The organism is Streptomyces sp. SCSIO ZS0520 (assembly GCF_025643355.1).
GTDB classification, from domain to species: Bacteria; Actinomycetota; Actinomycetes; order Streptomycetales; family Streptomycetaceae; genus Streptomyces; species Streptomyces physcomitrii.
The window spans coordinates 3,853,736-3,879,142 of the sequence record NZ_CP092644.1; the positions used below are offsets into that span (position 1 = coordinate 3,853,736).

Sequence of the window (25,407 nt, forward strand, 5' to 3'; positions counted from 1 at the left end):
TCGCGAGCCCCTCACCCTGCCTACGGCTGCCCGAACCCCCGTGCCGCCAGCAGCTCCTGCGTGTACCGGTGCAGCCGCCGCGCCTCCTCGGCGGTGCGCTCGGGCCCGTACGGCGCGTAGGGGTCGAGCGGTTCACCCCGTACGAAGGCGGACAGCGGGGCGGCGGGCGGGTGGTCGAGGACCCGGTGGAGCGGGGGCACCGCCTCCTCCACGGGTGGAGCGGACCGGCGCATGGCCTCCACCTGGGCTCCTGCCTCGGGGGTGTACTGCCCCGAGAAGCCGGTGCGCACCACCCCCGGGTGGAAGAGGACGTACCGCACCGGGCTGCCGGGGCGGGCCGCGTGGAAGCCGGCGCCGAGCAGGTCGTTGAGCCGCCCGCCCTGGGCGAGGGCGGTCAAGCCGTCGTAGTTCCGGGCGAGTTGGAGGTCGTCCCAGTGGACCGGCGCCCCGCCGCCGGGCCCCGCGACATTGAGCAGGACCGGTTCCGGGGCGGCTTCGAGCAGCTCCGCGAGCCCGTGGCCGAGCAGGAAGCGGCTCAGGCAGAAGTGCGCGAAGGTGTACTCCAGGCCCTCGGCCGTGACCAGCCGGTCGCTGCGGAAGTGCCGGGCGCAGAGCACCAGGGCGTCGATCCGCGCGAAGGACTCCCGCAGCCTCGCCACCAGCGCCCGGTTCTCCGCCACCAGGCCCAGATCGGCGCGGAGGAAGTGCGCCCGCCCGGCCGCGCCCCGCCGCCGCGCCGCCGCCAGCCAGTCCGCCCCCTTCTCCGCACCGCGCCCGACGGCCACCACCTCCTGCCCGCGCTCCAGATACGTATCGGCGAGCGCCCGGCCGATGCCGTCCGTACCGCCGGTGATGACATACGTCCTCATCGTCCGCCGCTCCTCCTGCTGTCTCCGCGACTGCCTCTGCGACTGCTTCTGCGACTGCCTCTGTGGCTTCCTGCGCGGGGTGGCGTGGTCCGCGGGCTCACAGGAAGCGGGCCGCGATGCGCTCGGGGGCGAGGTAGACGGTGACCAGCTCCGGGAGGACGGCGTACGACTCCGGGTGGTGCTCGGCGTAGACCTTGCCGCTGTACTTCAGGGCGAGCTCGTCCATCCGTTCGCGGCTGCCCGCGCTCTCGAAGCGGGCGGTGCCGCTGAGCACGGCGTAACCGTAGGGATCCTCGGGCGGGTTGACCGCCACGCTGAGCCGGGGGTCGCGCCGCAGATTGCGGATCTTGACCTTGTCGACGCCGGTCACGAAGAAGAGGCTCCCGCCGCGCCGCCCCACCCAGACCACCGACTGGTGCGGGCTGCCGTCGGGGCGCAGGGTCGCCACCGTGACGAAGACCCGGGAATCGAGGACCTCCTTCAGCTTCTCGGACATCCGGACCGGACTCACCGACACCACCGCGCACACCCCCGGATCAGCGTTCGACGACCTCGACCCCTCGCAGGCGACGGCGAGGAGGGCGCCATACTTCAACTGCCACAAGCATGTGACACTTACCGCCAGATTGGCAAGGTGTGTGGGGCATTTCCTCTTGCAGCTGGCTCACTGCTGCCGCCCCTGCCTAAGCTCCGCTCACGATGAGAGCTGACGCGGCACGCAATCTGGACGCGGTCCTCGGGACCGGCGCCCGCCTCCTCGCGCGCGACCCCGGGACGAGCATCGCGGCGATCGCGCGGGCGGCCGGCGTCGACCGGCGCACCGTCTACCGCCGTTTCCCGACCCGCGAGGCGCTGATGGCCGCCGTGCACACGGCCAAGCTCGACGCCTGCGAGGAGGTCGTCGCCCGCGCCCGCCTCGACGAGGCACCCGTGGCCGTGGCCCTGCACCGCTACGCGGAGGGCATCATCACCGCCACCAGGAAGTGGCCGGTGGACCTGCGCCAGGTCCAGGACGCGGAGGCGCGGGCCCGCCTCGACCGGCTCCTCGGCCACCTCGACGCCTTCTTCGAGCGGGCGGTACGCGAAGGCGCGGTACGCCCCGGCCTCCCCGGCGGCTGGGCACGCACCCTCCTCGTCCACCTCACCACCCTCGCCTCCCTGGAGATGCCGGAACTGACCCCGGAGCGGGGCGCCGACATGGTGACGCGGACCCTGTTCACCGGGATCGGCGGAAGCGGTGGCACCGGCGGAAGCGGCGGACCCGACGGGACCGGCGGACTCGACAGGACCCGCGGGCTCAGTGGACTCGACGGGCTGAGCGGGCTCGGCGGCATCGGGGGCATCGGCGGACTCGGCGGACTCGGCGGACTCGGCGGCATCGACCCGGGTGGAGCCCCGGGGACCCCCTGAACCCGCCCCGCCCGGAAACCCGTTGACCGCGCCCGCCCTCCGGCGGTCGGATGGCGCCCCATGAGCACCCCCAGGAAGACCCCCGCGACCTCCCCCGCGGACACCCCCGCCAACTCCCCTGCGCACGCCGGGAATTCGCTGAGCCACAGCACCCCTCCCCTCGACGAGGCCCTCGTCCGGCGGCTGATCGCCGGGCGGTTCCCGCGGTGGGCGGGGCTCCCGGTGGCGCGGGTGCCGTCCGGCGGCACGGTCAACGCGATGTTCCGGCTCGGCCCCGACCTGGTCGTACGGCTGCCGCTGCGGGCGGACGGCGCCGAGGACGTGACCCGGGAGCAGGAGTGGCTGCCGCGCCTCGCGCCCCTGCTGCCCGTGGCCGTACCCGAGGTGCTGGGCGCCGGGGAGCCCGCCGCGGGCTACCCCTGGCCGTGGTCGGTGCACCGGTGGCTGCCGGGGCGGCATCCCGAGGCGGGGGCGCCGGGCGGAGCCGTACAACTGGCCCGGGAGCTGGGCGAGTTCGTGGCGGCGATGCGGCGGGTGGAGCTGCCGGGGGCACCGGCGGCGTATCGCGGCGGGCCGCTGGCCTCGCTCGACGGCGCCACCCGGGCCGCGATCGAGGCGCTGCGAGCGCTGCCCGAGGAAGGTGTGGACTGCGCGGCCGTGACCGCCGTCTGGCAGGAGGCGCTGCGCGCGCCCGGACCGGCGGGGGAGCCGGTCTGGCTGCACGCCGACCTGATGCCGGGCAATCTCCTGGTGGCGGACGGGCGGCTGACCGCGGTGATCGACTTCGGCTGCACGGGGCGGGGCGACCCGGCCTGCGACCTGTTCCCGGCGTGGAACCTGCTGCCCGCCGGGGCGCGCGAGGTCTTCCGCGAGACCCTCGGCGCCGACGAGGCGACCTGGGTCCGCGGCCGGGCCCGCACCCTCTCCCAGGCCCTGATCGCGCTGCCCCACCACCGCACCGGGAACCCGGCGATGGCGGAGAACGCCCGCCACGTGATCCGGGCGGTGCTGGCGGAGTGCGGGTCCGGGGAAGCCTGACCCGACCCGCAAGGCCCCGCCTCAGCCCGGCGCACCGCGGCCGTTCCCCCGCCCGGCCGCACCTTCCTCGCCCGACCGGCGGAAATACCGGCGCATCCGGCCAGCCTGCCGCGCGGCCCGGCCGCATTGGTGTGACGATCCGTCGATGTCCTTCGCCGGGCCGGGGGTTACCGGCCCGGTGTGCCGGCCCCGGAAAGCGGTCCCATGTTTGTCCTGCTCGTCGCCAGCGCCTTCAACAGTCTCTGCCAGCGGATGTACGCGGAACTCACCGACCACGGCCACCGGGTGGACGTCGTCCTCGCCTCGCACGGCGAGGAGGCGGTGCGCGCGGCCGTCCGGGAGACGGCGCCCCAGCTGATCGTCGCCCCGATGCTGCGCACCCCCCTGCCCGAGGACATCTGGTCCGCCTGCCCCTGCCTGATCGTCCACCCGGGGCCGCTCGGCGACCGCGGCCCCTCGGCGCTCGACTGGGCGCTGCACACCGGGGCCCGGCGGTGGGGCGTCACCGTCCTCCAGGCCGGGGCCGAGCTGGACGCCGGGGACGTCTGGGCCGAGGTGCCCTTCGACGTGCCGCCGGTCTCCAAGAGCGACCTGTACCGGGGCGAGGCCTCCGACGCCGCGGTACGCGCCGTGCTGCTCGCCGTGGAGCGCTTCGCCGGCGGCAGCCACCGGCCGCAGCCGCAGAGCGGGGCGGGCGCGGACTCCGTGCAGGTCGTCTGGCGCGACTGGTTCCGGCAGGCCCAGCGCCGTATCGACTGGTCCGCCGACCCGACCGGGACCGTCGTACGCAAGCTGCGCGCGGCCGACTCCCAGCCCGGGGTCCTCGACGCGCTGCACGGCGAGGAGTTCTACCTGCACGGCGGGTGGCCCGAGGACCGGCTGCGCGGCGAACCCGGCGAACTCCTCGCCACCCGCGCCGGGGCGGTGTGCCGGGCCACGGTCGACGGGGCGGTGTGGATCCCCGAACTGCGGGCCCGGCGGATGCCCGGCGGCCCGCGGACCTTCAAGCTCCCGGCCGCCCTCGCCCTCGGTGAGGCGGCGGACGCGCTGCCGCCGATGCCCGCCGCCCTGGAACTGCCGGCCCACCGCCGCACCTGGTCGGACATCCGCTACCGGCAGGACGGCACCATCGGCTACCTCTGGTTCGGCTTCCCCGGCGGCGCGATGAGCACCGCGCACTGCCGCCGCCTGCTCGCCGCCTACCGGTTCGCCCTCACCCGGCCCACCGACGTCCTGGTCCTCGGCGCGCCCCGCGACTTCTTCTCCAACGGCATCCACCTGGGCGTCATCGAGCACGCCGCCGACCCCGGCCAGGAGTCCTGGGCCAACATCAACGCCATGGACGACCTGGTCGAGGCGATCCTGCGGACCACCGACCGGATGGTCGTCGCCGCCCTCGGCGGGAACGCCGCCGCCGGTGGCGCCCTGCTCGCCCTCGCCGCCGACGAGGTCTGGTGCCGCGGCGGCGCCGTCCTCAACCCGCACTACCGCCGGATGGGCCTGTACGGCTCCGAGTTCTGGACGTACACGCTGCCGCGCCGGGTCGGCCCCGCCATGGCGGCCGAGCTGATGGAGCGGGCGGAACCGGTCACCGCGGTGAGCGCCCTGCGCCTGGGCCTCGCCGACCGGCTCTTCCCCGTCGCCCCCGAGGACTTCCCCTACGAGGTCGAGCAGTTGGCCGCCGCCCTGGCCGGCTCCCTCGACCTGCACCGCAGGATCAGCGACAAGGCCGCGGCCCGGCAGCGCGACGAGACCGCCCGCCCCCTCGCGGACTACCGCCGCGAGGAACTGGAGCACATGCGCCGCACCTTCTTCGACCCGGAGGCCCCGTACCACGCCCTGCGCACGGCCTTCGTCCACAAGACACCGGGGACGGGGAGCCCGCGCCCGCTGGCCGGCTCGGGCTCGGGACCGATGGCGCTTCCGGGGGCACTGCGGGTGGCGGCGCCGGTGGGGTGAGGGGGGGGGGTGGGGGGCGGGGCGGAGTGAGCGAGGGGATCGTTCAACAATCCCCGGATCCCCGGATCCCCGGATCCCCGGATCCCCGGATCCCCGGATCCCCGGATCCCCGGATCCCCGGATCCCCGGATCCCCGGATCCCCGGGTGCCCGGGTGCCCGGATCCCCGGGTGCCGCGGCTCAGCAGTCGTGCCGCGCCCGGTCCGGTGAGTACAGGTAGCTGTCCCCGAACTGTTCGGCGCCCAGGGTGCGGCCGACCATGATCACGGCGGTACGGACCACGCCCGCCTCCTTCACCTGGGCGGCGATGTCGGCCAGCGTGCCGCGCAGCACCAGTTCCTCGGGGCGGCTGGCCATCGCGACGACGGCGGCCGGGCAGTCGGCCCCGTAGTGCGGCTCCAGTTCGGCGGCCACCCGGTCCACGTAACGCGCCGCCAGATGCAGGACCAGCAGGGCACCGCTGCGGCCGAGGGTGGCCAGGTCCTCGCCCTCCGGCATCGCCGTGGCCTGCTGGGCGACCCGGGTGAGGATGACCGTCTGGCCCACCGTCGGCACCGTCAGCTCCCGCCCGAGCGCGGCGGCCGCGGCGGCGAAGGCGGGCACCCCCGGCACCACCTCGTACGGGATGTCCGCCGCGTCCAGTCGCCGCATCTGCTCGGCCATCGCGCTGAAGACGGAGGGATCGCCCGAGTGCAGCCGCGCCACGTCGTGGCCCTCGGCGTGCGCGCGGACCAGTTCGGCGGTGATCTCGTCCAGATCGAGCCGCGCGGTGTCCACCAGGCGGGCGCCCGGCGGGCACTCGGCGAGGAGTTCGCGCGGGACGAGGCTGCCGGCGTACAGGCAGACCCGGCAGGCGGCGAGGGTGCGGGCGCCGCGCAGGGTGATCAGGTCGGCGGCGCCGGGCCCCGCGCCGATGAAGTACACGGTCATGCGCCTGCTCCCGGAGGGGTCGAGGTCGAGGGCGAGTCAGGGGTGGAGCGGGTGGCGGAGGGGTCCGGGGTGCTGCTTCCGGGCGGCTCCTCACTGGGCGGGGGCGGGTTCTCCACCTCCGGTGCGGGCCGGTTCTCCACCCGGGGACGGACACCGGGGGTGGAGGACGCGGAACCGGGCGGCGCCGAAGGCTTGCGTACCGACCACTGCGTCACCGGCATCGCCTGCCGCCAGCCCGTGAAGCCGCCCACCGGCGCGGCGTGCGCGACGGCCAGCCGCACGAGGTCGCCGCCGTGCCGCCGGTAGCACTCGGTGAGCAGGGCCTCGGACTCCAGGGTGACCGTGTTGGCGACCAGGCGGGCGCCGGGCGGCAGCGCCTGCCAGCAGGCGTCGAGCAGCCCGGGAGCGGTGAGACCGCCGCCGATGAACACCGCATCGGGGGAGGGGAGTTGAGCAAGCGCCTCAGGTGCGGCACCGGTCACGACCTGGAGCCCGGGGACACCGAGATGCTCGGCGTTGGCGCGGATGCGCTCGGCGCGGGCCGGGTCGCGTTCGACGCAGACGGCGCGGCAGGAGGGATGCGTACGCATCCACTCGATGCCGATCGAGCCCGAGCCACCGCCGATGTCCCAGAGCAGTTCGCCGGGTTCCGGCGCGAGGACGGCCAGCGTGGCGGCCCGCACATGGCGCTTGGTGAGCTGCCCGTCGTGCGCGTACGCCGCGTCCGGCAGCCCCGGCACCGCACCGAGCGGCAGTGCCTCCGCCGCCCTGCGGCACTCCACGGCCACCAGATTGAGCGGATCCCCGAGCGGCTCCGCCCACTCCTGGGCCGTACGCTCCGGCCCGGTACGTTCCTTCTCGCCCCCGAGCTGCTCCAGTACCCGTATCCGGCTCGGCCCGAAGCCGCGGTCCCGCAGCAGGGCGGCCACCTCGGCCGGGGTCGCCGCCCCCGCGCTCAGGACGAGCAGCCGCCGCCCGGGGTGCAGCGCGGCGGCGAGCCCGGCGAGCGGGCGCCCCACGAGGGTGACCGTCGCGGTCTCCTCCACCGCCCAGCCGAGCCGGGCGCAGGCATAGGACACCGAGGAGGGATGCGGCAGCACCCGCAGCGCCCCGGCCGCGACCGCCTCCGCCCCCAGCACCTCGGCCAGCGTCCGCCCGATCCCGTAGAACAGCGGGTCCCCACTGGCCAGTACGGCGACCCGGCGACCCGCATACCGTTCCAGCAGCCCCGGCACCGCGGGCCGCAGCGGCGAGGGCCAGGCCACCCGTTCCCCTCGGCACTCCGGCGGCAGCAGGGCCAGCTGCCGCGCCCCGCCGAGCAGCACCTCGGCGTCCAGCAGCGCCGCCCGCGCCGCCCCGGGCAGCCCTTCCCAGCCGTCGGCCCCGATCCCGGCCACGGTCACCACCGGCACGGAGGGAACTGAGGGAGTCACTGCGGGCACCTCGAAGAAGACGGGGGGGGACGGGAGAGGGGAAGCGGGAGAAGGGAGAGGAACGGCAGGGTCAGCGGGGCAGGAGGGGCAAAGGGCAGGCAACCGCACTTTACTGGCCAGTCGGTTCTCGGTCCCGGGCGGGCGGGGCGCCGAGCCCGGCGCCGGGGCGGGACCGGCTCGCTCCCCCGATCGGCGGCGCGCCCCGCCCTCCCCGCTCCTCCACCGGATCGCGCCCTCCGCCCGTACCGCGCGACCCCGCACGCCCGAAGTGCTCCCATTGCCACCCGTGCGCCCGTACGCGGAATTCCCGGCGGTGCAAGGGCCCCGAAGCCGGGCACCTCACCTGACAAGGGCATACGCCTCCTGCAAGCGGACCGCCCGGTACGGCCACCGCCCACCGCAGCGTCCTCTCCCGCCTCACCGCCCCCACTCCACCTCGGCGGAAGGCCTCCCTCGGCACACCCCCGCCCTCACTGAAACGGGGCAGCCGAACACCCCGAGCGGGGGCGCACGACCGAGGTCGGCGCCTGAACGCAGGTTCCGTGCAAGGTTTCTGACAGTTCCTCATACGAGCTCTGTGCGGGCGCGCGGTGACAGTCCCTTCACCGGCGCCCGAGAACGGGGGCGCCCGTCAGGCACGGGGGCCAACAGGCCTCCGTCAAGCGGTACTTCAGAGAAGGGACACGGGGGACATGAACCGATCTCACGCGACAGCCGAGGAAGGGAGCCCGGGGGGCCGTCAGTGGCTCACCCTCCCCGGGCAGAAGCGCGTACTCGCCATCGTCCACTCCCTCACCTACCTCAAGCGGATGCGCGATGTACTGGCCCTGTTCGAGGGCGACTTCCGGGTGCAGGTGCTCTTCACCGCGCCGCCGCATGTCTTCAGTGGCGAAGTGCCGTACGCCCTGCGCGAGTTGGGCAGTGCGGTGGTGCCCTGGGAGGAGGCGACCCGGGAGCGCTTCGACCTGGCGCTGGCCGCGGGGCCGCGCGGGGTGAGCGAGGTGGACGCCCCGCTGGTGGCCCTGTCGCACGGCGCCGGGTACGTGAAGCGGATCAGCGGCCTCGGACCGGAGGAGGACGGAATCCCGGGGCTGCGCAGGAAGGACGTGATGCCGGACGGGGCCACCCTGCCGGCCGCGCTCACCATCCCGCACACCGAGGAGCTGCGGGGTCTGGCCCGCAGCTGCCCGGAGGCCCTGCCGATCACGCGGGTGGTCGGGGACCCGGTGTGCGACCGGGTCACGGCGAGCCTCCCGCACCGCGCCGCCTACCGCGAGGCCCTGGGACTGCGCGCCGACGAGAAGCTGGTCCTGTTCCTCTCCACCTGGGGCCCGCACTCCGCCTTCGCCAAGGCGGAGACCCTGCTCCCCCGGCTCGCCGCCGAACTCCCAAAGGACCGCTTCCGCACCGCGGTGCTGCTCCACCCCAACGTCTTCGCCTGGCACGGGCGTTACCAGGTGTCCGCCTGGCTCGCGGCCTGCGTGCGGCGCGGTATCGCCGTACTGCCCCCGGAGGCGGAGTGGCGGAGCCTGCTGGTCGCCTCCGATCACATACTGGGCGATCACGGCAGCCTGTCCGTCTACGCCACGCTCACCAACGCGCCCATTCTGCTGGCGAGTTCGCCGGAGGGGGAGATCAACCCGGACTCCCCCGCCGCCACCCTCGCGGCAACGGCCCCCGCCCTGACGGGATCGACCCCGCTCCCCGAGCAACTGGCCTACGCCGCCTCGCAGTACCGGCGCGAGGAGTACGCGGCGATCGCGGCCCGACTGACCTCCTGCCCGGGCGAGTTCGCCCGCCGCATGCGCCGCGTCCTCTACCTCGCCCTGGGCCTCGGCCAGCCCGCCCACGAACCCGCCACGGCCCGCCTGCCACTGCCGGTACGCCCGCCGGAGTGGTCGGGACCGGGCGCATCGGGGGCGGCTTGGGAGGTGTCGGCGTGAGCGGGTTCGTGGCGGTGCGTCTGCTGGGGGAGGGGGTGCCGGACGGGCGGGTGCGGACACTCGTACGGGAGGCGGAAGCGCGCGGCCTCAGGGCTCTCGGGGCCCGCGTGGACGGGTTCGGGCTGGTCGCGACGCTCACGCGTCCGGACCCTTCCCGGGGCGAGCCGTGGGAGCGGGCCCTACCGGAGTCGGACGCACCCCTCGACATCCATCTCTCCGTCACCACGTCCGAGCCTCACGCACACGCCGACCTGGACGGCCTTGCCCAGGCCGACGTACTGGCGCTGCTGGAGGTCAACCCCTGTGCCCAGGCGCGCAGTTCGGCAGGACAACTGCTGCGCGACCACCCCGGCTGCCTGCTGGCGGCGGCCCCCGCGGCGCATGGATGGGCGGTGGCCGTCCGGGGCACCGGGATGTACCGGGGAATGCCGTCGCTCCATGAACTCCGCCTGGAAAGCGGGTCGTTCACGTCGGCGACAGCGCGACTGCTGCTTCCGTCCTGCCTCCACGGCTGGCTGACCACCGGGCGGCGTCTGCAAGGAAGGGAGAGAGTCACGCTGCTGGAGTGAGGCAGCGGATGGGGCACGCGAGGTGAAACGCGAGCCGCGCGGAGAATTCGCGGAAGAGGCGGGTCGGCAGCTACGCGACCCGCCTCCATTCCTTACATGGACACCTCAAAATGCCTTCCTCTGTCATCGCCGTCGCCGCGCCGCCCGTCCCGGACTTCTTGAACATCGGAATGCAGGCCGAGGCCACCACCCTCCGGGCGGGCACCCCCTCCGCAGCAGCCACATCGACGGAGAAACGCCACGAGACATCCTCCACGCGCCCCGCACCGGACGGGTCACCGAGGCTCTGCACGGAGGCGTACGGTATTCGACCCTCCGTCGGCGACCCGGACACCACACCCGCCACGAGGAAAGGGAAAAGGACGACCGTCCGGGAAATGCGCACCCCACGGTTCGGCAACTCTCGCTCCAGAAAAGCATAGATCGAACTGCTCGGAGCGAATTCTTATCATGCCGACTCACGTCCTCGGTAACGCCCCCGAGGTGGCGCGGAGTGGCGAATCCCGGCGGCTCACTCGGTGCTCACCTGATGTAACTCTCCGCGCACCCGCAGCAAGTATTCCCGATCTGGATGAGTGCGACTTCCCAGTACATCAAGGGCTCCTATGACTCTGACATATGCCTCGCGCATATTATTCTCCGCCCGCAGGAAACGGGCGAAATGCGCGAGCGCCCGCACCTGTTCGTCGGCCTCTCCCACCCGGCGCGCGAGAGCGACAGCGGTGGCCAGCATGTCGAAGGCATCGGAAACCCGGCCCAGGGAATGCATCGTCCGCCCCGCACCGATCCGGGCGACGATCTCGTAGTGGGTGGCGCCCAGGTCCTGGGCCAGGCGGATCGAGGCGCGGTACTGATCGAGCGCCTCCTCGTGGCGCTCCAGGGCGAAGTAGGACGCGCCCAGACCGTTCAGACAGTTCACCTGGCTCTTCTGGTCGCCGGATTCCCGGTGTATGGCGAGGCTCTCCCGATATACCGGAAGAGCCTTCGAGGGCTCCCCGAATTTCACGAGCAGATCTGCCATGTTCGCGCGCGCGGTGGCGCTCTCGTAAAGATTCCCCGACGCTTCCAGAAGCGGTATCGCTTCTTCCAGGCATTCCCGGGCCAGCTCGTTGTCCTCACGGTCCATATGGAAAGTCGCCTTATTGCTCAGAGCCGACCCCACCGCCTTCGTGTCCCCCGCTCGACGGAATTCCTCGATAGCGGCCCCCAAAGAGCTGAGAGCCTCCTCGTACCGACCGAGATAGTTTGACGAGATGGCGATGTTGTTGAGTATCCTCGCCGTCTCGATCGCGGTTCCCGTCGCCTTCTTGATCGGCAGTGCGGCCTCGAAGAATTCGATCGCCGGGGCGAAGGCTCCCTGGTGCCATTGGAGAACCCCGAGAATTCTCAAGGCTTCTCCCTCGGCGACGCTGATCTCCTGGGCGCGGGAGAGGGAGAGCACTTCCTCGGCGGTTCTGCGCGCCTGCGGGTAATCACTGAGCTGCATCAGCGCACCGCTCAGTACCAGCAGCGCGCGGCAGAGCGGGGCGGTCCGGCCGCGCGCCCGCCAGTGGTCCGCGCTCAGTTCGGCGAGGGCGCGGGCCTCTCCCCAGCGGCCGTCCTCGTCGAGCGAGGCGAAGAGATGCTGGGCGAGGAAGACCGCGGTGTCGGTGTCGCCCCGCGTCCGCGCGTACTGGACCAGGGCGAGAAGGGTGCCACGCTCCTTCCGGAGCCAGGTCCGGGCCGCCTGGGCGGTGGTGGCGAAGGGCAGGGGCCCGGGTCGGCCGGTCGGGGAGTACGGGTCGGCCGGGGGACGCCAGGTGTGCGGATGGGCGCTCAGGTCCGCCTGGGCAACTGCCCTTCCGTAGAAGGCGAGCAGCCGGAGCATCGCGGCTTCCTGCTCCTCGGCGGAGTCGTGCCGCTGGACCAGTGAGCGGGCGAACTCCCCCAGCAGATCCAGGTAGTGGTACCGGTCCGCCTCGGCCTCCTGCAGCAGGTGGGTGGTGAGGAGTTCGTCCACGAGGGGCTCCGCCTGCGGTTCCGCACGGTCCAGCAGGGCCGCCGCCGCACCGAGCGAGAACTCGGCGCCGGGGTGCAGGCTCAGGAGGCGGAAGGCCGACTGCTCGGTGGGCGTGAGGGCCTCGTAGGACATGGCGAGGGCGCGTTCCACCTGCCGGTCCGAGTCGCGGAGTTCGTGCAGCCGCCCCGGATGGCGCTCCAGGCGTTCGCCGAGGGCGCCGAGGTTCCAGGCGGGCCGGCCGCGGAGGCGGTGCCCGGCGAGGTCGATCGCCAGCGGCAGATAGCCGCAGAGGCGCACGATCCTGGCGACCACGGCGATGTCCTGGGTGCGCTCGGGGCCGACGATCTCCCGGAACATCGCGATGGCGTCCTGCGGTTCCAGGAGCTCCAGGGCCACATTGAGCGCCCGCGGGAGCCCGCCGATCCGGCGGCGGCTGGTGACCAGCATGAGCGAGGTGGAGTCTCCCGGCAGCAGCGAGCCGATGTGTGCGGCGTCCTTGGCGTCGTCCAGGACCACCACACAGCGCAGCCGGGCGAGCGAGGAGCGCCACATCGCGGTGAGTTCGGCGAGCGTGTGCGGGACGGGGTGCTCATGGCCGAGCAGCATGCGCAGCAGGGTGGCGAGGGCCTCCTCGGGGTCCAGCGGCGGCTGGGACCCGGAGTAGGTACGGAGGTTGAGGTACAGCTCGCCGTCCGGGTACCGCTCGGCCAGGAGGCGCGCCGCCTGCACCGCGAGCGCCGACTTGCCCACCCCCGCGGTGCCGGTCACCACCACGGTGCCCCCGGCGTTGCCGACCTCGCTCAACTCGCCGGTGATCGCGTCCAGTTCGCGGCTCCGGCCGATCACGCGCGCATAGGGCGGCAGCGCCTTCGGCACGTCCCGGACGGCGGACCGGGCGGCCGGGTCCCGGGGAGGAGCCGGCGTGCGCGCCTCGTGCTCCCCGGGCAGGGGTGCCTCCCGCGGAACCGTCTCCGCCTCCCTCGCACCCCCCGCCGCGCCCCGCTCCCCCAAGCACTCCCGCACCAGCTCCTCCACCGGCCTGCGCCGCAGCATGTCCTCGTGCAGGCGGGCGAGGCGCGGGCCGGGCGGGGTGCCGTGTTCGCTGCGCAGGACGCTGCTGATGCGCTGGTGGACGCGCATCGCGTCGGAGTAGCGGCCCGCTCCGTAGAGGCTCAACATCAGCTGGAGACCGAGGACTTCGTCCTCCGGTTCCTGCTGGGACAGTTCCGTGAGGTCGGGGACGAGGTCGGGGTAGCGGCCGAGGCGCAGGCAGGCGGCGCTCTGGGTCAGTACGGCGTCGGCGTGCTTCTCCGCGAACTCGCGCCGCACCCGCTTCGGCCAGAGGCCGTCCATCCCGGCCAGTGCCTCGCCGCGCCACAGGGCACGCGCCGTGCTCAGCAGCTCGACCACGCGCTCGTCCTCGCCCCGGGAGGCCGCGGTGCGCGCCTGCTCGATGAGTCTGCGGAATCCGAGGTAATCGACGGAGATGAACGATTCCTCTAATCCGTACGCATGATTGCGGCGGATGAGCGGCTGCGCTCCCGGGGGCGCTCCCGCCTCTTTCAACTTCCGGCGCAGGCGCGAGACATGGGTATGCACACTGGAGCGGGCGTGGTCGGGAGGATCACCGTCCCAGAGCCGGTCGATCAGGGTGTCGACGGTGAGCAGCCGCCCGATATTGAGGGCGAGGCTCACGACGAGCCGTTCCTCTTTCCCCGCGCTGAACGAGTGGGTCGCCCCGGCCGCACTCAGCTCGACCGGCCCCAGCAGTAAGAGTTCCACCGGCGTCACTCCCCATGATCCGTGATCCCGTGAGGCGGGCGATCAGATGAAGTCGCAGTGCAGATACGGCTGTTCAGGAATTGACGAGCATGCCACGGGCCCAGGGGCGGTTACCAGACGGCACGGCGCGAGAAGGAGCCGTTCGCTGCCGTATTGCGCCCGCCAGATGGCCGAGTTTCTTCCGGAGCCGGACCAGTATTGTCCGTAACCGATCATGTAAATGACCGGTTGAGGGGAAGAGTCAGAGAGAACACCGGCTCCTGTTTCGCACGCGTTGACGTCAGCACCACACAGAGGGCTCTGCCGATCCGGGGGGACGCATGCAACCGGTCAGTCTTCGCGAGGTCCTGGGGCTGGTGTCACGGGCCCTGGGCGGCCTCGGCCCGGACGGGGCCCCGCCGCCGCACGGGTCCCGAGAGGCACGGACCGGGCTCGACGAACTCGCCGCCGACCTCGACCGCACCCAACCGGACGCGGCCTTAGGGGAGTTATGGGTGCGGGCCAGGTCTGCTCCCGACGGCGGCATCCCGGCTGCGTTCGCGGCGGCGCTGCTCGCCACGGCGACCCAGCACCCCGCAACCGAGCAGCGGCTCGGGGACCTGATCCGCCGCACCGGCGCAACTTCCCTGCCCACGGGGGCGGATGAGGTCCCGCCGCCGGAACCCGGCCATGGCACCCCCGAGTCGGGGGACGCCCCGCATCCCGCGGACGAGCCACCCCCGAGCCGCGTGCACAACACCGTCACCGGCGACTCGCAGCAGTACGGCCCCGTGGTGCAGGCGGGCCGGATCACCGGGCCCGTCCATCTGCACAGCGTGCACGTCCACGCGGCGCCGCGAGCGGCCGGGCCTGCCGCTCCCGAGGCGATCGCGCCCCGCCAACTCCCGCCCACCACTTCGCACTTCACCGGACGGGCCGAGGACTTGGGCCTCTTCGACCGGCTGCTCGCCGCTCCCCTGCCGGACGCCCCTCTGCTGCTCGTCCTCAGCGGGCCCGCCGGGGTCGGCAAGACCTCGCTCGCCACCGCATGGCTGCGGGCGATAGGTGAACAGGCCTGTCCTGACGGGCAGTTGTACGTGGATCTGCGGGGCGACACGCTGCAGGGCGCGCTGCCGCCGACCGTGGCCCTCGGCCTCCTGCTGCGCTCCCTCGGGGCCGCCTCGGTTCCCGCGGGGGAGGCCGAGCAGATCTCGCTGTGGCGTTCGATGACCGCGGGCCGACGGCTCGCCCTGCTGCTCGACAACGCGCTCACCGCGGCCCAGGCCAGGCCGTTGATACCGGGCGGCACGGGCAGCGTGGTCGTGGTGACCAGCCGCCAGCGGCTGACCGGGCTCCTGGTCGACGGCGCCCGCTCCCACGTACTGCGGCCGCTGGGCGCCGAGGCGGGACACGCCCTGCTCAGCCGGGTGATCGGCGGGGAGCGCGTCGCCCGCGAACCCGAGGCGGCCCAGCGGGTGGTGGACCTGTGCGCCGGGCTGCCGCTCGCCGTCTCGCTCGCCTCGGCGCGGCTCGCCTCCCGGCCCCGCCAGCCCATCCGCGTACTGGCCGAGGCCCTCGCCCATGAGTCCGGGCCGCTCACCGCCCTCCACGCAGAAGGAGTCCACCCCGTGCGGAACGCGCTCGACGCGTCCTACGACGCCCTCGGTCAGGGCGCCGCGCTCCTCTACCGCCGCCTCGGCGCGCTCCCGCTCCTCACCTACGACAGTCAACTCATCGCCTGTATAAGCGAGCTGACGGCGCATCAGAGCGAGGAAGTGCTCGACGAACTCATGGAGGCCAATCTGGTCGAGGACGACGAGTCCGGCCGCTACCGGTTCCACGACCTGGTGCGGGTCCATGCGCGCGAGACCGCGGAGCGGCTCGACTCGGCGGAGTCGCGCACCGGGACCGTCCGCCGCGCGGTGGACTGGCACCTGGCCGCCGCCTCCACCGCCCAGCGGCTGCTGACGCCCGCCCAGGCGGTGCTGCCCCGCACCTACGCGTACCCGTGCGAGCCGGAGGCCCTCCCCCGCTTCGACGGCGAGCGGCAGGCGCTGGCCTGGCTGGAGGGCCACCGGCTCGAACTCGTCGCCTGCGTAAGGGAGTCCGTCGCCCGCGGCTGGCACGCCGGCGCCTGGCAGCTGGTCGACGCGATGTGGCCGTACTTCCTGAACGTCCGCCACTACGACCTGTGGATCGAGGCCCATGAGATCGGCCGGGACGCCGCGCGCCTCGACGGCAGCGCGCCCGCCTTCCGGCAGCTGCTCACCTCGGGTGCCATCGGACTGAGCGCGGCCGGGAAACTGGACGAGGCGCTGGCCTGGTACGAGGAGGCACTCGACGCGGCACGGTCCGCGGGCGACCGGCGCGACGCGGGCCAGTCGCTGCTCGGACTCGGGGCCTGCTGCTACGAGGCCGGGCGGCTGGACCGGGCCGAGGAGTACCTGCGCGAGGCCCGCGCCCTCTGGGAGGAGTGCGGCTATGTCCGGGGGGTCGGCCTGGTCCTCACCCTCCAGGGCGAGGTCGCGCTGGCCGACGGGGACGCTCCCCGCGCCGTCGCCCGCTTCGAGGAGTCGCGGCGGACGCTGGCCTCGGTGGACGACGCGCACAATGTCGCGCGGGCCCGCGCCTTCCTCGGCCGGGCCCGGGTGCGCGCGGAGCGGGATGCCGGGGGCCTGGCCGAACTCCACGGCGCGCTGGGGGTGTTCGAGGAGTCCGGCGCCCTGCACTGGCAGGCCAGGACCCTGGAGATGCTCGGCCTGAGCCTGACCGAGCTGGGCGAGCCGGACGCCGCCGCGGAGCACTTCGTACGGGCCGCCGCGCTCTTCGACACCACCAGCCCGAAGGACGCGGCCCGGCTCCGGGCGGACCCCCGGTTTCCCCGTGGCGGCGGCTGAGGCCACGCCCGACACCGAACGCGCCACCGGGAGTCCCCGCGCCCCGCATCCCGTCACGACCATAATGCGGAACACACATGACAGCTGCCTCCGGCGCCGTTACCGTCGAGCGGGGCGCGTCCTCCGCCGGAGGGTGGGGCGCCGGTGAGCCGAGGAGGGGCCGTGCGGGCGAAGGGCGAGCAGCGGGTCGGGCTGCTGAACGGGATCGCGGCCTATGTGCTGTGGGGGCTCGTCCCCCTGTTCTGGCCGGTCCTCGAACCCGCCGGGGCGACCGAGATCCTCGCCCACCGGATGACCTGGTCGCTGGTCGTGGTGGCGGCGGGACTGCTCGCGCTGCGGCGCTGGGCCTGGGCCGGTGAGCTGCTGCGGGCGCCGCGCAAGCTCGGCCTGGTGACGATCGGCGCGGCCACCATCTCCGTGAACTGGGGCATCTACATCTGGGCGGTCAACTCCGGCCATGTGGTCGAGGCCTCGCTCGGCTACTTCATCAACCCACTTGTGACAATTGCCCTGGGTGTCCTACTTCTCAAGGAACGTCTGCGGCCCGCGCAGTGGGCGGCGGTCGGCACCGGCTTCGCGGCCGTCCTGGTGCTCACGATCGGCTACGGCAGGCCGCCGTGGATCTCCCTCGTCCTCGCCTTCTCCTTCGCGGCGTACGGCTTCGTCAAGAAGAAGGCCGGACTCGGCGGACTCGAATCGCTCGCCGCGGAGACCGCGGTGCTCTTCCTGCCCGCGCTCGGCTACCTCTTCTGGCTCGGTTCCCGGGGCGAGGTCACCTTCCACACCGAGGGCCCGGGGCACGCCGTACTGCTCGCCTGCACCGGACTCGTCACCGCCGTCCCGCTGGTGTGCTTCGGCGCCGCCGCGATCCGGGTGCCGCTGTCCACCCTCGGCCTGCTCCAGTACCTCGCGCCGGTCCTGCAGTTCCTGCTCGGCATCCTCTACTTCCACGAGGAGATGCCGCCCGAGCGCTGGGCCGGGTTCGGGCTCGTCTGGCTGGCGCTGGTGGTCCTCACCTGGGACGCGCTGCGCACCGCCCGCGGCAACCGGGCCCGGGTGGAGCAGCTGGCCCGGGAACTGGCCCTCCAGGACAGCGGCCTCCCGCAGGCCGCGCTCCGGCCGGAGGATCCCGCCCCGGAAGGACCCGGGGAGCAGGAGGCGAAGCCGTCCGGCGACCGGGATAAGGTCTGACGAACCGGTAATTTCACGAGGTGGGGACCGCACCATGGCACTGTTCGGAAACGCGCACACCGTCGACCCGGGCAAGGCCGCACAGGAGTACGCCCGCCTCCTCGGCCAGGGTGAACAGATCTACGGCGCCTACCAGTTGATCCGCGACACCCTCCTCTTCACCGACCGCCGCCTGATCCTCGTCGACAAGCAGGGGGTGACCGGCAAGAAGGTCGAGTACCACTCGGTGCCCTACAGCAAGACTGCCTAAACATACTTCCTGACGCAGATCACCCAGACCCCTTCTGACCTGGGACGATTCAGAGTGACTGCCTCAAGCCTGCCGCCGTTGCGGCCCGTTCCTCCCTTGGCGCTCCCGCGACATGCGGGCGGCTTGCCTAGCTCCGGCTTGAGCCTCCTGTTGAGCGTCCGCACCGTCTTGATCATCCCTGTGTCCGCCACTGATAATTCGGATTCTCGGGGCTGACCTCACATTGTCATGTAGTCCCGCACTTGTTCCCTATATCTGGGCGACGAGATGCAGGGTTATTGCAGTATTCGGATTAAACCGTCACCGATGATGGTGCAATAAGACGTGCATGCTCATATAGATTCCGGGCGGCTTGATTCTTCAGGTAGGGACGGATCCGCGCTTGCATCCGTGAAATACTCTGGTCGCACTGCCCTGATTGCACATGAGGGTAAATCTCCACCACTTTCGCCCATGTAGCGCACGCGTTTTCAAGGTGGCCGATTTCCAGTTGGCGTTCAGCAAGCATCGAGAGATAGCGAATTCGGTTCCTCTTGAAGGTTCCGTGCCGCAACTTGTCGGACTCTTCCAATTCTTTGACCGATCCGCGAACATCTCCAAGTTCATAGCGAACCTGGCCTGCATGGTAAGTCAACGAAGACGGGTTGTATGAGCCGAAAGTCTTTGTCTGTGATTCGGCCTTTTCCATCGCTACTTCAGCCTCTTGGAGGTACATCAACGCATTTTTCCGCTCTCCAATCTGCGCCGATGCATGTGCTTGTTGACCGGCCAAGAAGGCACGCATTCGCGGGCCAGCCTGCGGTGATGCAGAGGCGGCGGCATCGGCGAGACGCATTGCGGCCTTCCCATGCCGTAGATCAACGGCTTGGACACTCATTCCTCGTAGCGTGGTGCAGTAGGTGAGATGGTCTTCTGAAGCGCCTGCTAGCTCAAGCGCCTTCAGGTAATACTGTTGCGCTAGGCCGTGAACTCCCTCGTCCACCGCCATATATCCGGTGAGGTAGCAGAGATCGGAAGCGGCCGACATCATCGCCTTCCGGACTTCATCTGTGGCATCGGCACGAAGGTAGGGCGCGACCGTGTTTACGAGAAACGCCGCAGCCATCGGACGGGCATGCCTTCCTCCGAATTGGTCGTCCAGGTCCGATACGCGCTCTGTCATTGCGATGACCATATCCACATCGGCCATCCCTATGCGCTGAATCTTTCCAGTCTGAACTGCCTCCATACGACCCACGACGTCTGGCCATCCGGGAACAGTGAGCGCCACGGAGAATAGTCCTGCGCTTAGGATGCTTCGGCGTGAGGGGTCCATGTCTTGCCTTCCGAGGTCAATAAGCCCTTCCACCGTAGTGGGATGGCTGTTCGACTCTTCCGGGGGCGCTGGAAAACCCACCTCGGCGTGGGTGATGGGCCGTAACAGCTTGCGGGCGAGCGCTTCCACAATCAGCGGTCGGACGGATTCCTTCGGTAGGTGACCGTTCAGCCATTGGTGGGTTGAGGGCTGTTGATACTTCAGAGGGGTTCCGCGTTCGGTCCCGATGCGGTTCACCTCTTGGGCGAACTGCCGCAGGGTCCACCCGCTCTCGCGGAACAAGCGTTCGAGTCCACTGTTCGGCTGTCGTGTCGTCACTTGCCCCAACTCCCGTGCTCTGAGCACTTAACGCTCTTAACTCTCGCCCCCTTCCCAACGGTACCGCTGTGTGTGGTCGGACGGTTTCCTTGTGCGAGCACCGACCGCTCGGGGCCGGCGGCGCAAGGAGTGCAGACGTGGAGGGAACGGCATGAGACTTGTTCGGATCACCATCGATGGGGCGTTGATTAGCGCCCTCTTCCTCCTGCTTCTCCTCCTCGGGTTGCCCGCCATCGTCGTTTACGGCTTTGTGGCGTCCTGACCCGGTCTCTTAGCTCTCGGTCGTCTGCCTGGGGGACGGCGACCGAGATGGACCCCGCAGTACCCCACCTCCTCGGGGTGCTTCTGGGGTCTGCTCCTCGCTGGCGCGTTCACCAGTGAGAGGGCCCCGCCGGGAGAACGGCCTTGGCGGGGCCCGCCCCCACCCTCACCCTCACACCCGGCTGCCTTGGTGTCGCCGCGTGGGCGGGTGCTCAGTTCGCCTACTCGCATGGGGAGTTGTCGTGACCTCGGAGTCCATGACGTACCCGGTGGGGACGTGGGTGTATCACGTCCCCACTCGACGGGTCGGCCGCCTGGTGGACGACCGTGACAAGGCAAACCTCTGCCTGCGGCCGCCCTGTGGTGGCTACGAGTGGAAGGCCTTGCCCAGTGAGCTTCGCGTGGCCACGACGGCACAGCGGGTTGAGGCGGGCGTCAGGGGAGCGGGCACCTCTCAGGCCTTCCAGCCTGACGGCGACTCGGGCAGGGGTGCGTCTGCCGCGCCGCTGAGTTTCCCGGGCGACTTCCATTAGTTCCCTCGAATCCAATTGTTTGCGGAACATTCGAATTCCGCGTTTTCTGACTTAGGGAGAATCATCGTGGCGCAGGTCTCTTGCCCGAGTTGTGGTCGCAATGCGTTTTACGACGAGAGTAAGGGCCAGGGGCTCTGCTTCGACTGCGGCCACACCTGGAGGGGGTAGAGCTAGAAAAGACCCCTCGGGGCTGTTGAGGGAATCGCAGCCGCCGGGGAGCCGGATTGAAATCCGGCTGTGCTGAAGGGTGAGTTCGTCTGCCCTGTCAGTGCGCCAGGGGGCCTGCGGTCACGCTTCTGTGGGTCCCCTGGAACAACACCAAATGTTGGGTTCGGGCTCACCAGTGGCACCGCTGGAAGGGCAAACCCTATCGCTGAGAGTCACCCCGTATTTCGCTGGCACGTGAGGTTGGATATGGAAGAGCGTGTGCCCTGGAAAGGCCTTCCGTTGCAACTGCGTGAGGAGTTCGTTGCGCGGTTCGGTCTGATGGTTCGGTGGTCTGAGGTCGAGTACGGGCTGAACTGCTCTGCGGCCATGGTGGTGACTACGTCCCGTTCCAAAGTCTTTTTGAAGGCGGTACGGTTCTCGAATGCCGCTCAGGTGACCGGGAGCGAATTCGAGCGTGCTTTGGCGCCTTTGGTGTCGCAGAGGAGGGTAGGGCCTCCTCTGCTGGCGCGGTTTGTCGTCGGTCAGTGGGTGGCGCTGGTCTTCTCCTACGTGGACGGGTGGCACGCCGACTTGGGCCCGGGCAGTTTGGATCTGGATCCCGTGAGCAGGGTCCTGCGGACCATGGGGGGAATTCTCACGCCCCGGTCGGTTCATCTTCCCGGTCTGTGGGAGCGCTACAGCCGCTTCGCGACCGAGAGGGAGAGGGGTCTTCTTGTGGGGAATTCGCTCCTTCACACGGATACGAATCCCCTCAACATCCTTGTCACGGACAGGGGGCGGGAGAATACCGCGTATGTGGTGGATTGGGCTATGCCTGCGCGGGGCCCGGCCTGGGTGGATGTGGCGAATACAGCCGTGCGCCTGATGGAGGCCGGGCACAACGCACGCGAGGCACAGGCGTGGATGGAGGAGTTTCCCAGCTGGCGTCAGGCCGAGCCGAGTGCGGTGGATGCCTTTATTCGTGTGGTGTGTTGTCACCGGGACCATGCCATGGGGGAACAGGCGGCATGGAAGGGCAATCTCCGTTTTCGCTCCCTCGTGGAATGAGCGCGGTCGGATGACCGGGGAAAGGAAGGAGGGTCACGCATGGGAAACCTCGTAGGGATGGAACTCCTGGGAGAGGACTTGGTAAGTCCGTCCTATTTCGACGAACTGACACTTCGCCTTTCGGCTAGTCGGTTCATTTCTCCTGTTGTTGCGGGCGAGATCATGGACCAGAACCTTGCCTTTCTGGCCACATGTGCGCAGAGGCGAAGAGGGCACGGGCTTGCCGTTTCGGATTTGATACTCCCGGGATGGCAAGTGTTCATGGAGGATGACGGGTACAAGGATTTCTTTCACTGTCGGGGCTGGCCCGTGGTGACGTGCCTTCCCCAGCATTCTGCGGACCGACCCTTGCACATGAGGGTCCCGGAGACGACAGCGTTTATGGCCCATGCCGGTTACCGGGTCCGGGATCCGTTCTGGCATACCCAGGTGTCGGAGCAACGGGGGGTGCTCGGTATCTGGGGGTAGCTCCCTTGTTCCGTTCCGTCTGCGACGTCACGAGTCCCCGCCGTGATGCAGAAGAAGACGGGACAAGGGTGGAAGGGCCTCGAATGCAGCCCCCATGCCGCATTCGGGGCCCTTCATTTTCGGCGGGGAAAAAGGGGAAGAGTCTGGGGCCTCGAATGCTGCACAGTGCCGCATTGAGTGGCTTCGGCTCTCGGATAGGGAAAGGAGTAGCGTGAAGAGGGAATACCGGGGCGGTCCGCTGCTTTTTCAGCGCTGCGGTTACAAGAATTCGGCCGAGATGATCAGGCACGTGATGCGGTGGTGCATAGCCGGGAATGTTTACCGTGTCGGATCATCGATCCCCAATTACGTCGTGTTCGCCGGAACTTTCGACGTCTCACGGCAAACGCCGAGGCGGGCGGCACAATCTTTGATGTGTGACGGATATCTGAGCAGGCCAACCAGCCAGAGAATTCGCCCGGTCGTTCTGCGTGTCCCTTCTGAGGTTCCGCCACTGCCCGAGGAAATCTCGGTGATCCTGAAAGGGAGTGATCTCACGGCGGTTCGGGGCCCGGAACTTGATTTCGCCCGGACCATCCGTGCCGACATCAAAAAAGGGCACCTGGAAAAAGGGCGGGTCTATACGCAGGGCTGGCTCGAAACGCATTACGGCGTGGGTCACAGTCTGATGCGCGCCGAGTGTAAAAAACTTCGAACCGAGGGTCTGATTGATATCAGGCGGCACGTCGGGGTGTGGGTGAAGGCGCCCGATAATCCGTTCTTCGGAGTCACCTATCACGCACTGGAAACCGTGAGATCGCGTATTACTGACGGCACTTATCCGGCCGGTGAGAGTCTCAGGAACGTGACGGATCTGCGGCAAGAACTGACCCTCAGTTGCCGCCGATGGGAATGGGTGGTGGGGGAGCTGGTCCGGCAGGGGCTTGTCATCAAGGGTGGCAGGAAAGGCGCGGGGCCTGTGGTTGTCGGCCCTCGGCATACCGGCGAGCCGGTGTCATCGGGTTAGAGATTCGATCCAGTCCCTTGTGTTCAACTCGTCATGCAGTCGAATCGCGAAATTCGGGGAATCCTATGAGGCAGTGCAAAGCAGTAGGGATCATGCCCCGGGATACCCTGTGGCGCAGTGTCCTTCTTGAGCATCCGCATGTGAGTCTTCAGGATGTGGGGGAATGGGGTTCGCCTGAGCCGTTTCCCTTGCTGCGGTGCGAATTGCAGATCTGGCATGAGGGGCCTCATGCCGATCAGGTCTGGGACGAGTGGGGGTGTGACCCGGTGGTTGCTCTGTGGGCGCGCTGGGATGAAGGGATTCCCGTACGCTGCGAACCGGTTCCCTGGTGTGAGCCGGGTGACAATGTGGCTTGCGATTTCTTCCGGGATCATTTCGGCGAGCATTCGTGGAATGTGCATGATCCGGAATGGGAAGCGCTGGCCGAGAGGGTTGCGGAACAGGCCGATTTCTTGGACCGGGTTTCTCTGCGTGCTCCGGCTCCTGTGGTGGACATACGCGATTTCGCAGCCAGGAGGAATCGGGACCGCGACGCGTAGGCGGTGCCTGCCTCGCGTACTGGGCGGCGGCCTCGACCGGCGCTCCGGTGCACGGGCCTGAGGCTGCGCACCCTGCTGTGCCGGGGGTCGGCTCCTCGCCGGGGATGCGGATGAGTGCCGCCTGCCTGCTTCGCTGCGGGCGGGCGGCATCTCGCGGTCGGTGTCCCCTCGGTCCTGGCGGTGCGTCAGGAACCAACTCATTAGGATAAGTGGTTGACCGCATATGCCCTTGACCGCAGGATGGCTCTCAGTCGGGTGGGTGACGGACCGGCGTCCGGTCGGCCTGCGTCCACCCGCGTCATCTGACGGAGGATCAGTTATGCGTATGGACAAGCGGGTTGCGGTGCGGGCGGGCATGGTGGCGGCGGCTTCGGCGCTGAGCCTGGGAGTGCTGGGGGCCTCGACGGCGTCCGCGATTCAGGCGCCGCTCGGTCCGGGCAGTGCGGGCGGCGCGAGCCGTGCGGAGACGCAGAGCCGTGCGGAGTCGTACAGCGTCCCGATGCTGCCGGGGCCGGTCGGGGGCAGTAGCGCGAGCACCCGCTACCGCTACATGGACTCGGCGTACGTGACCGTGGACGGCCTGAGGGTTCGCACGGGCCCCGGTACCGGCAACGGCATCCTGGGCCTGCTCTACGAAGGGGAGGGGGTCCGGCTGATCGGGGCCCGCCAGGACTCCTCGGGGCAGATCTGGAACAAGGTCGCCCTCACCGCGGCCTCGGCGGGCGGCCTGCCGACCGGCTACACGGGCTGGGTGACGCAGGCCTACCTCTACTAAGGGGGTACGTAGAAACAGACCGGGCGGTCTCGGGATTTCCGGGGCCGCCCGGCTCTGTGTCTGCTGTGTACCGGTCTGGTTGCTTTGACATGCGCCACGCGCATATGCCAATCCGACTTTGCTTGCGGTTTCTCGGGTGAGCATGTGACGGTAGGTAGCTCAACATCAACTGAGGGCAAGACTGCTGGCTGCTGGGGGATGACCTCGCGCCTACGGGGTGCGGGGTATCAGGGCATCGGTGGTGCGCCCGGTGAGAAGGACGATCGTGGACGATGACACGGAGGAGCCGTCTTGCGCGGCTGGATCGGGGGGTCTGGAGGATGCGATATGGGTCCCGGGGGTGGACTACCTCGCGGAGTGGCGGGAGGCGGACGCGGCGGCCCGTGAGCTGAATTCGATCTGTGCCGAGCTGGGGGTGTCGGTCGACCTGGTGCAGGCCCGGCCTCATGTGCGCAGTGAGGGATGCAGCGTGGTCTGGGTGCGGCCCGGCGAGGCGCGCAAGCTGGCACAGGCGGTGCGGTGCCTGATCCGCCAGAGGGAGGGGCAGTGTTAGGCCGGAATCCGCGGGGCCCTCGTCGTCAGCCCGCGCGCCGTCCCCGCCGTGGGGAGTGGGCGAACCAGGAAGGCGCCCGGGTGTGGATCGAGGAGACGGCCCGGGGCGAGTTCGTCAGGTGCGCGGGGTGCCGGTGCCGCACCCTGATCACGGGCCCGGGTATCCCGTCCGCCGTG

At 70.2% G+C, this 25,407-nt stretch carries 18 protein-coding genes and 1 pseudogene; 13 read left to right on the forward strand and 6 right to left on the reverse strand.

Features of this window, described 5'->3' with window-relative positions; genetic code table 11:
- Positions 1 to 20: 20 nt before the first annotated feature.
- Entirely contained in the window at positions 21 to 869 is an 849-nt protein-coding gene (locus tag MID12_RS14830) for an SDR family NAD(P)-dependent oxidoreductase (RefSeq protein ID WP_263167675.1), read from the reverse strand.
- A gap of 97 nt (positions 870 to 966) precedes the next feature.
- A complete protein-coding gene (locus MID12_RS14835) occupies positions 967 to 1,365 on the reverse strand; it encodes a PPOX class F420-dependent oxidoreductase (RefSeq protein WP_263167677.1) in 399 nt (132 codons plus the stop codon).
- Between the two features lie 203 nt (positions 1,366 to 1,568).
- Here MID12_RS14835 and MID12_RS14840 point away from each other — a divergent pair, with 203 nt between their 5' ends.
- The 3 genes from MID12_RS14840 to MID12_RS14850 all read left to right on the forward strand — a co-directional run bounded on the left by MID12_RS14840 (position 1,569) and on the right by MID12_RS14850 (position 5,276).
- Positions 1,569 to 2,279: a helix-turn-helix domain-containing protein gene (locus MID12_RS14840; RefSeq protein ID WP_317633384.1), complete on the forward strand. Its 711-nt coding sequence runs from the start codon at positions 1,569 to 1,571 to the stop codon at positions 2,277 to 2,279.
- Between the two features lie 60 nt (positions 2,280 to 2,339).
- Complete coding sequence (locus MID12_RS14845; RefSeq protein ID WP_263167679.1) at positions 2,340 to 3,317, forward strand: aminoglycoside phosphotransferase family protein; 978 nt, start codon at positions 2,340 to 2,342, stop codon at positions 3,315 to 3,317.
- Between the two features lie 204 nt (positions 3,318 to 3,521).
- Complete coding sequence (locus MID12_RS14850) at positions 3,522 to 5,276, forward strand: enoyl-CoA hydratase-related protein (RefSeq protein WP_052482352.1); 1,755 nt, start codon at positions 3,522 to 3,524, stop codon at positions 5,274 to 5,276.
- A gap of 179 nt (positions 5,277 to 5,455) precedes the next feature.
- Here MID12_RS14850 and cobM read toward each other — a convergent pair whose 3' ends face one another.
- Both cobM and cbiE read right to left on the reverse strand, forming a co-directional pair.
- A complete protein-coding gene (gene cobM, locus MID12_RS14855) occupies positions 5,456 to 6,205 on the reverse strand; it encodes a precorrin-4 C(11)-methyltransferase (RefSeq protein ID WP_263167682.1) in 750 nt (249 codons plus the stop codon).
- Positions 6,202 to 7,638, reverse strand: coding sequence for a precorrin-6y C5,15-methyltransferase (decarboxylating) subunit CbiE (gene cbiE, locus MID12_RS14860; RefSeq protein WP_263167684.1), 1,437 nt, complete (start codon positions 7,636 to 7,638; stop codon positions 6,202 to 6,204). Before cbiE ends, cobM begins: the two co-directional genes overlap by 4 nt.
- Before the next feature lie 692 nt (positions 7,639 to 8,330).
- Between cbiE and MID12_RS14865 the strand changes: the two genes are divergently transcribed.
- Together MID12_RS14865 and MID12_RS14870 are read left to right on the forward strand one after the other, a co-directional pair.
- Positions 8,331 to 9,581 carry a hypothetical protein gene (locus tag MID12_RS14865; protein WP_263167686.1) on the forward strand — a complete coding sequence of 417 codons (1,251 nt, stop codon included), beginning with the start codon at positions 8,331 to 8,333 and terminating at the stop codon, positions 9,579 to 9,581.
- Entirely contained in the window at positions 9,578 to 10,150 is a 573-nt protein-coding gene (locus tag MID12_RS14870; RefSeq protein ID WP_263167688.1) for a hypothetical protein, read from the forward strand. Before MID12_RS14865 ends, MID12_RS14870 begins: the two co-directional genes overlap by 4 nt.
- A gap of 511 nt (positions 10,151 to 10,661) precedes the next feature.
- On the opposite strand, the gene MID12_RS14875 is transcribed toward MID12_RS14870, so the two are convergent.
- Entirely contained in the window at positions 10,662 to 13,931 is a 3,270-nt protein-coding gene (locus MID12_RS14875; RefSeq protein WP_263167689.1) for an AfsR/SARP family transcriptional regulator, read from the reverse strand.
- A 356-nt stretch (positions 13,932 to 14,287) separates the two neighbouring features.
- Here MID12_RS14875 and MID12_RS14880 point away from each other — a divergent pair, with 356 nt between their 5' ends.
- The 3 genes and pseudogenes from MID12_RS14880 to MID12_RS14890 all read left to right on the forward strand — a co-directional run.
- Positions 14,288 to 16,807, forward strand: a complete 2,520-nt coding sequence (locus MID12_RS14880) for a tetratricopeptide repeat protein (RefSeq protein ID WP_263167691.1) — start codon at positions 14,288 to 14,290, stop codon at positions 16,805 to 16,807.
- Between the two features lie 162 nt (positions 16,808 to 16,969).
- Positions 16,970 to 17,998, forward strand: a complete 1,029-nt coding sequence (gene rarD, locus MID12_RS14885; protein WP_078844977.1) for an EamA family transporter RarD — start codon at positions 16,970 to 16,972, stop codon at positions 17,996 to 17,998.
- Positions 17,999 to 18,032: 34 nt separating this feature from the next.
- Positions 18,033 to 18,233 (forward strand): annotated as a pseudogene (locus tag MID12_RS14890) (PH domain-containing protein); the annotation flags it as partial.
- Positions 18,234 to 18,540: 307 nt separating this feature from the next.
- Here the strand turns inward: MID12_RS14890 and MID12_RS14895 are convergent.
- Complete coding sequence (locus tag MID12_RS14895; protein WP_263167693.1) at positions 18,541 to 19,881, reverse strand: tetratricopeptide repeat protein; 1,341 nt, start codon at positions 19,879 to 19,881, stop codon at positions 18,541 to 18,543.
- A gap of 1,208 nt (positions 19,882 to 21,089) precedes the next feature.
- On the opposite strand from MID12_RS14895, the gene MID12_RS14900 reads away from it, so the two are divergent.
- The 5 genes from MID12_RS14900 (at position 21,090) to MID12_RS14920 (ending at position 25,231) form a co-directional block, all read left to right on the forward strand.
- Positions 21,090 to 21,890 carry a phosphotransferase family protein gene (locus MID12_RS14900; RefSeq protein ID WP_263167695.1) on the forward strand — a complete coding sequence of 267 codons (801 nt, stop codon included), beginning with the start codon at positions 21,090 to 21,092 and terminating at the stop codon, positions 21,888 to 21,890.
- 679 nt (positions 21,891 to 22,569) lie between these two features.
- Positions 22,570 to 23,364 (forward strand): GntR family transcriptional regulator, encoded by a 795-nt coding sequence (locus MID12_RS14905; RefSeq protein ID WP_263167696.1) that lies wholly within the window; start codon positions 22,570 to 22,572, stop codon positions 23,362 to 23,364.
- Positions 23,365 to 23,504: 140 nt separating this feature from the next.
- Positions 23,505 to 23,903: a hypothetical protein gene (locus tag MID12_RS14910; RefSeq protein WP_263167698.1), complete on the forward strand. Its 399-nt coding sequence runs from the start codon at positions 23,505 to 23,507 to the stop codon at positions 23,901 to 23,903.
- Positions 23,904 to 24,228: 325 nt separating this feature from the next.
- Positions 24,229 to 24,678, forward strand: a complete 450-nt coding sequence (locus MID12_RS14915; protein WP_263167700.1) for an SH3 domain-containing protein — start codon at positions 24,229 to 24,231, stop codon at positions 24,676 to 24,678.
- A gap of 340 nt (positions 24,679 to 25,018) precedes the next feature.
- Positions 25,019 to 25,231 carry a hypothetical protein gene (locus tag MID12_RS14920; RefSeq protein WP_263167701.1) on the forward strand — a complete coding sequence of 71 codons (213 nt, stop codon included), beginning with the start codon at positions 25,019 to 25,021 and terminating at the stop codon, positions 25,229 to 25,231.
- The last annotated feature ends 176 nt before the right edge of the window (positions 25,232 to 25,407 follow it).

Coding starts and splice junctions, on each gene's coding strand:
- MID12_RS14830 (WP_263167675.1), bottom strand. CDS start 869: ATGAGGACGTATGTCATCACCGGCGGTACGGACGGCATCGGCCGGGCG.
- MID12_RS14845 (WP_263167679.1), top strand. CDS start 2,340: ATGAGCACCCCCAGGAAGACCCCCGCGACCTCCCCCGCGGACACCCCC.
- MID12_RS14850 (WP_052482352.1), top strand. CDS start 3,522: ATGTTTGTCCTGCTCGTCGCCAGCGCCTTCAACAGTCTCTGCCAGCGG.
- MID12_RS14840 (WP_317633384.1), top strand. CDS start 1,569: ATGAGAGCTGACGCGGCACGCAATCTGGACGCGGTCCTCGGGACCGGC.
- MID12_RS14900 (WP_263167695.1), top strand. CDS start 21,090: ATGGAAGAGCGTGTGCCCTGGAAAGGCCTTCCGTTGCAACTGCGTGAG.
- MID12_RS14915 (WP_263167700.1), top strand. CDS start 24,229: ATGGACAAGCGGGTTGCGGTGCGGGCGGGCATGGTGGCGGCGGCTTCG.
- MID12_RS14835 (WP_263167677.1), bottom strand. CDS start 1,365: ATGTCCGAGAAGCTGAAGGAGGTCCTCGATTCCCGGGTCTTCGTCACG.
- cobM (WP_263167682.1), bottom strand. CDS start 6,205: ATGACCGTGTACTTCATCGGCGCGGGGCCCGGCGCCGCCGACCTGATC.
- MID12_RS14865 (WP_263167686.1), top strand. CDS start 8,331: ATGAACCGATCTCACGCGACAGCCGAGGAAGGGAGCCCGGGGGGCCGT.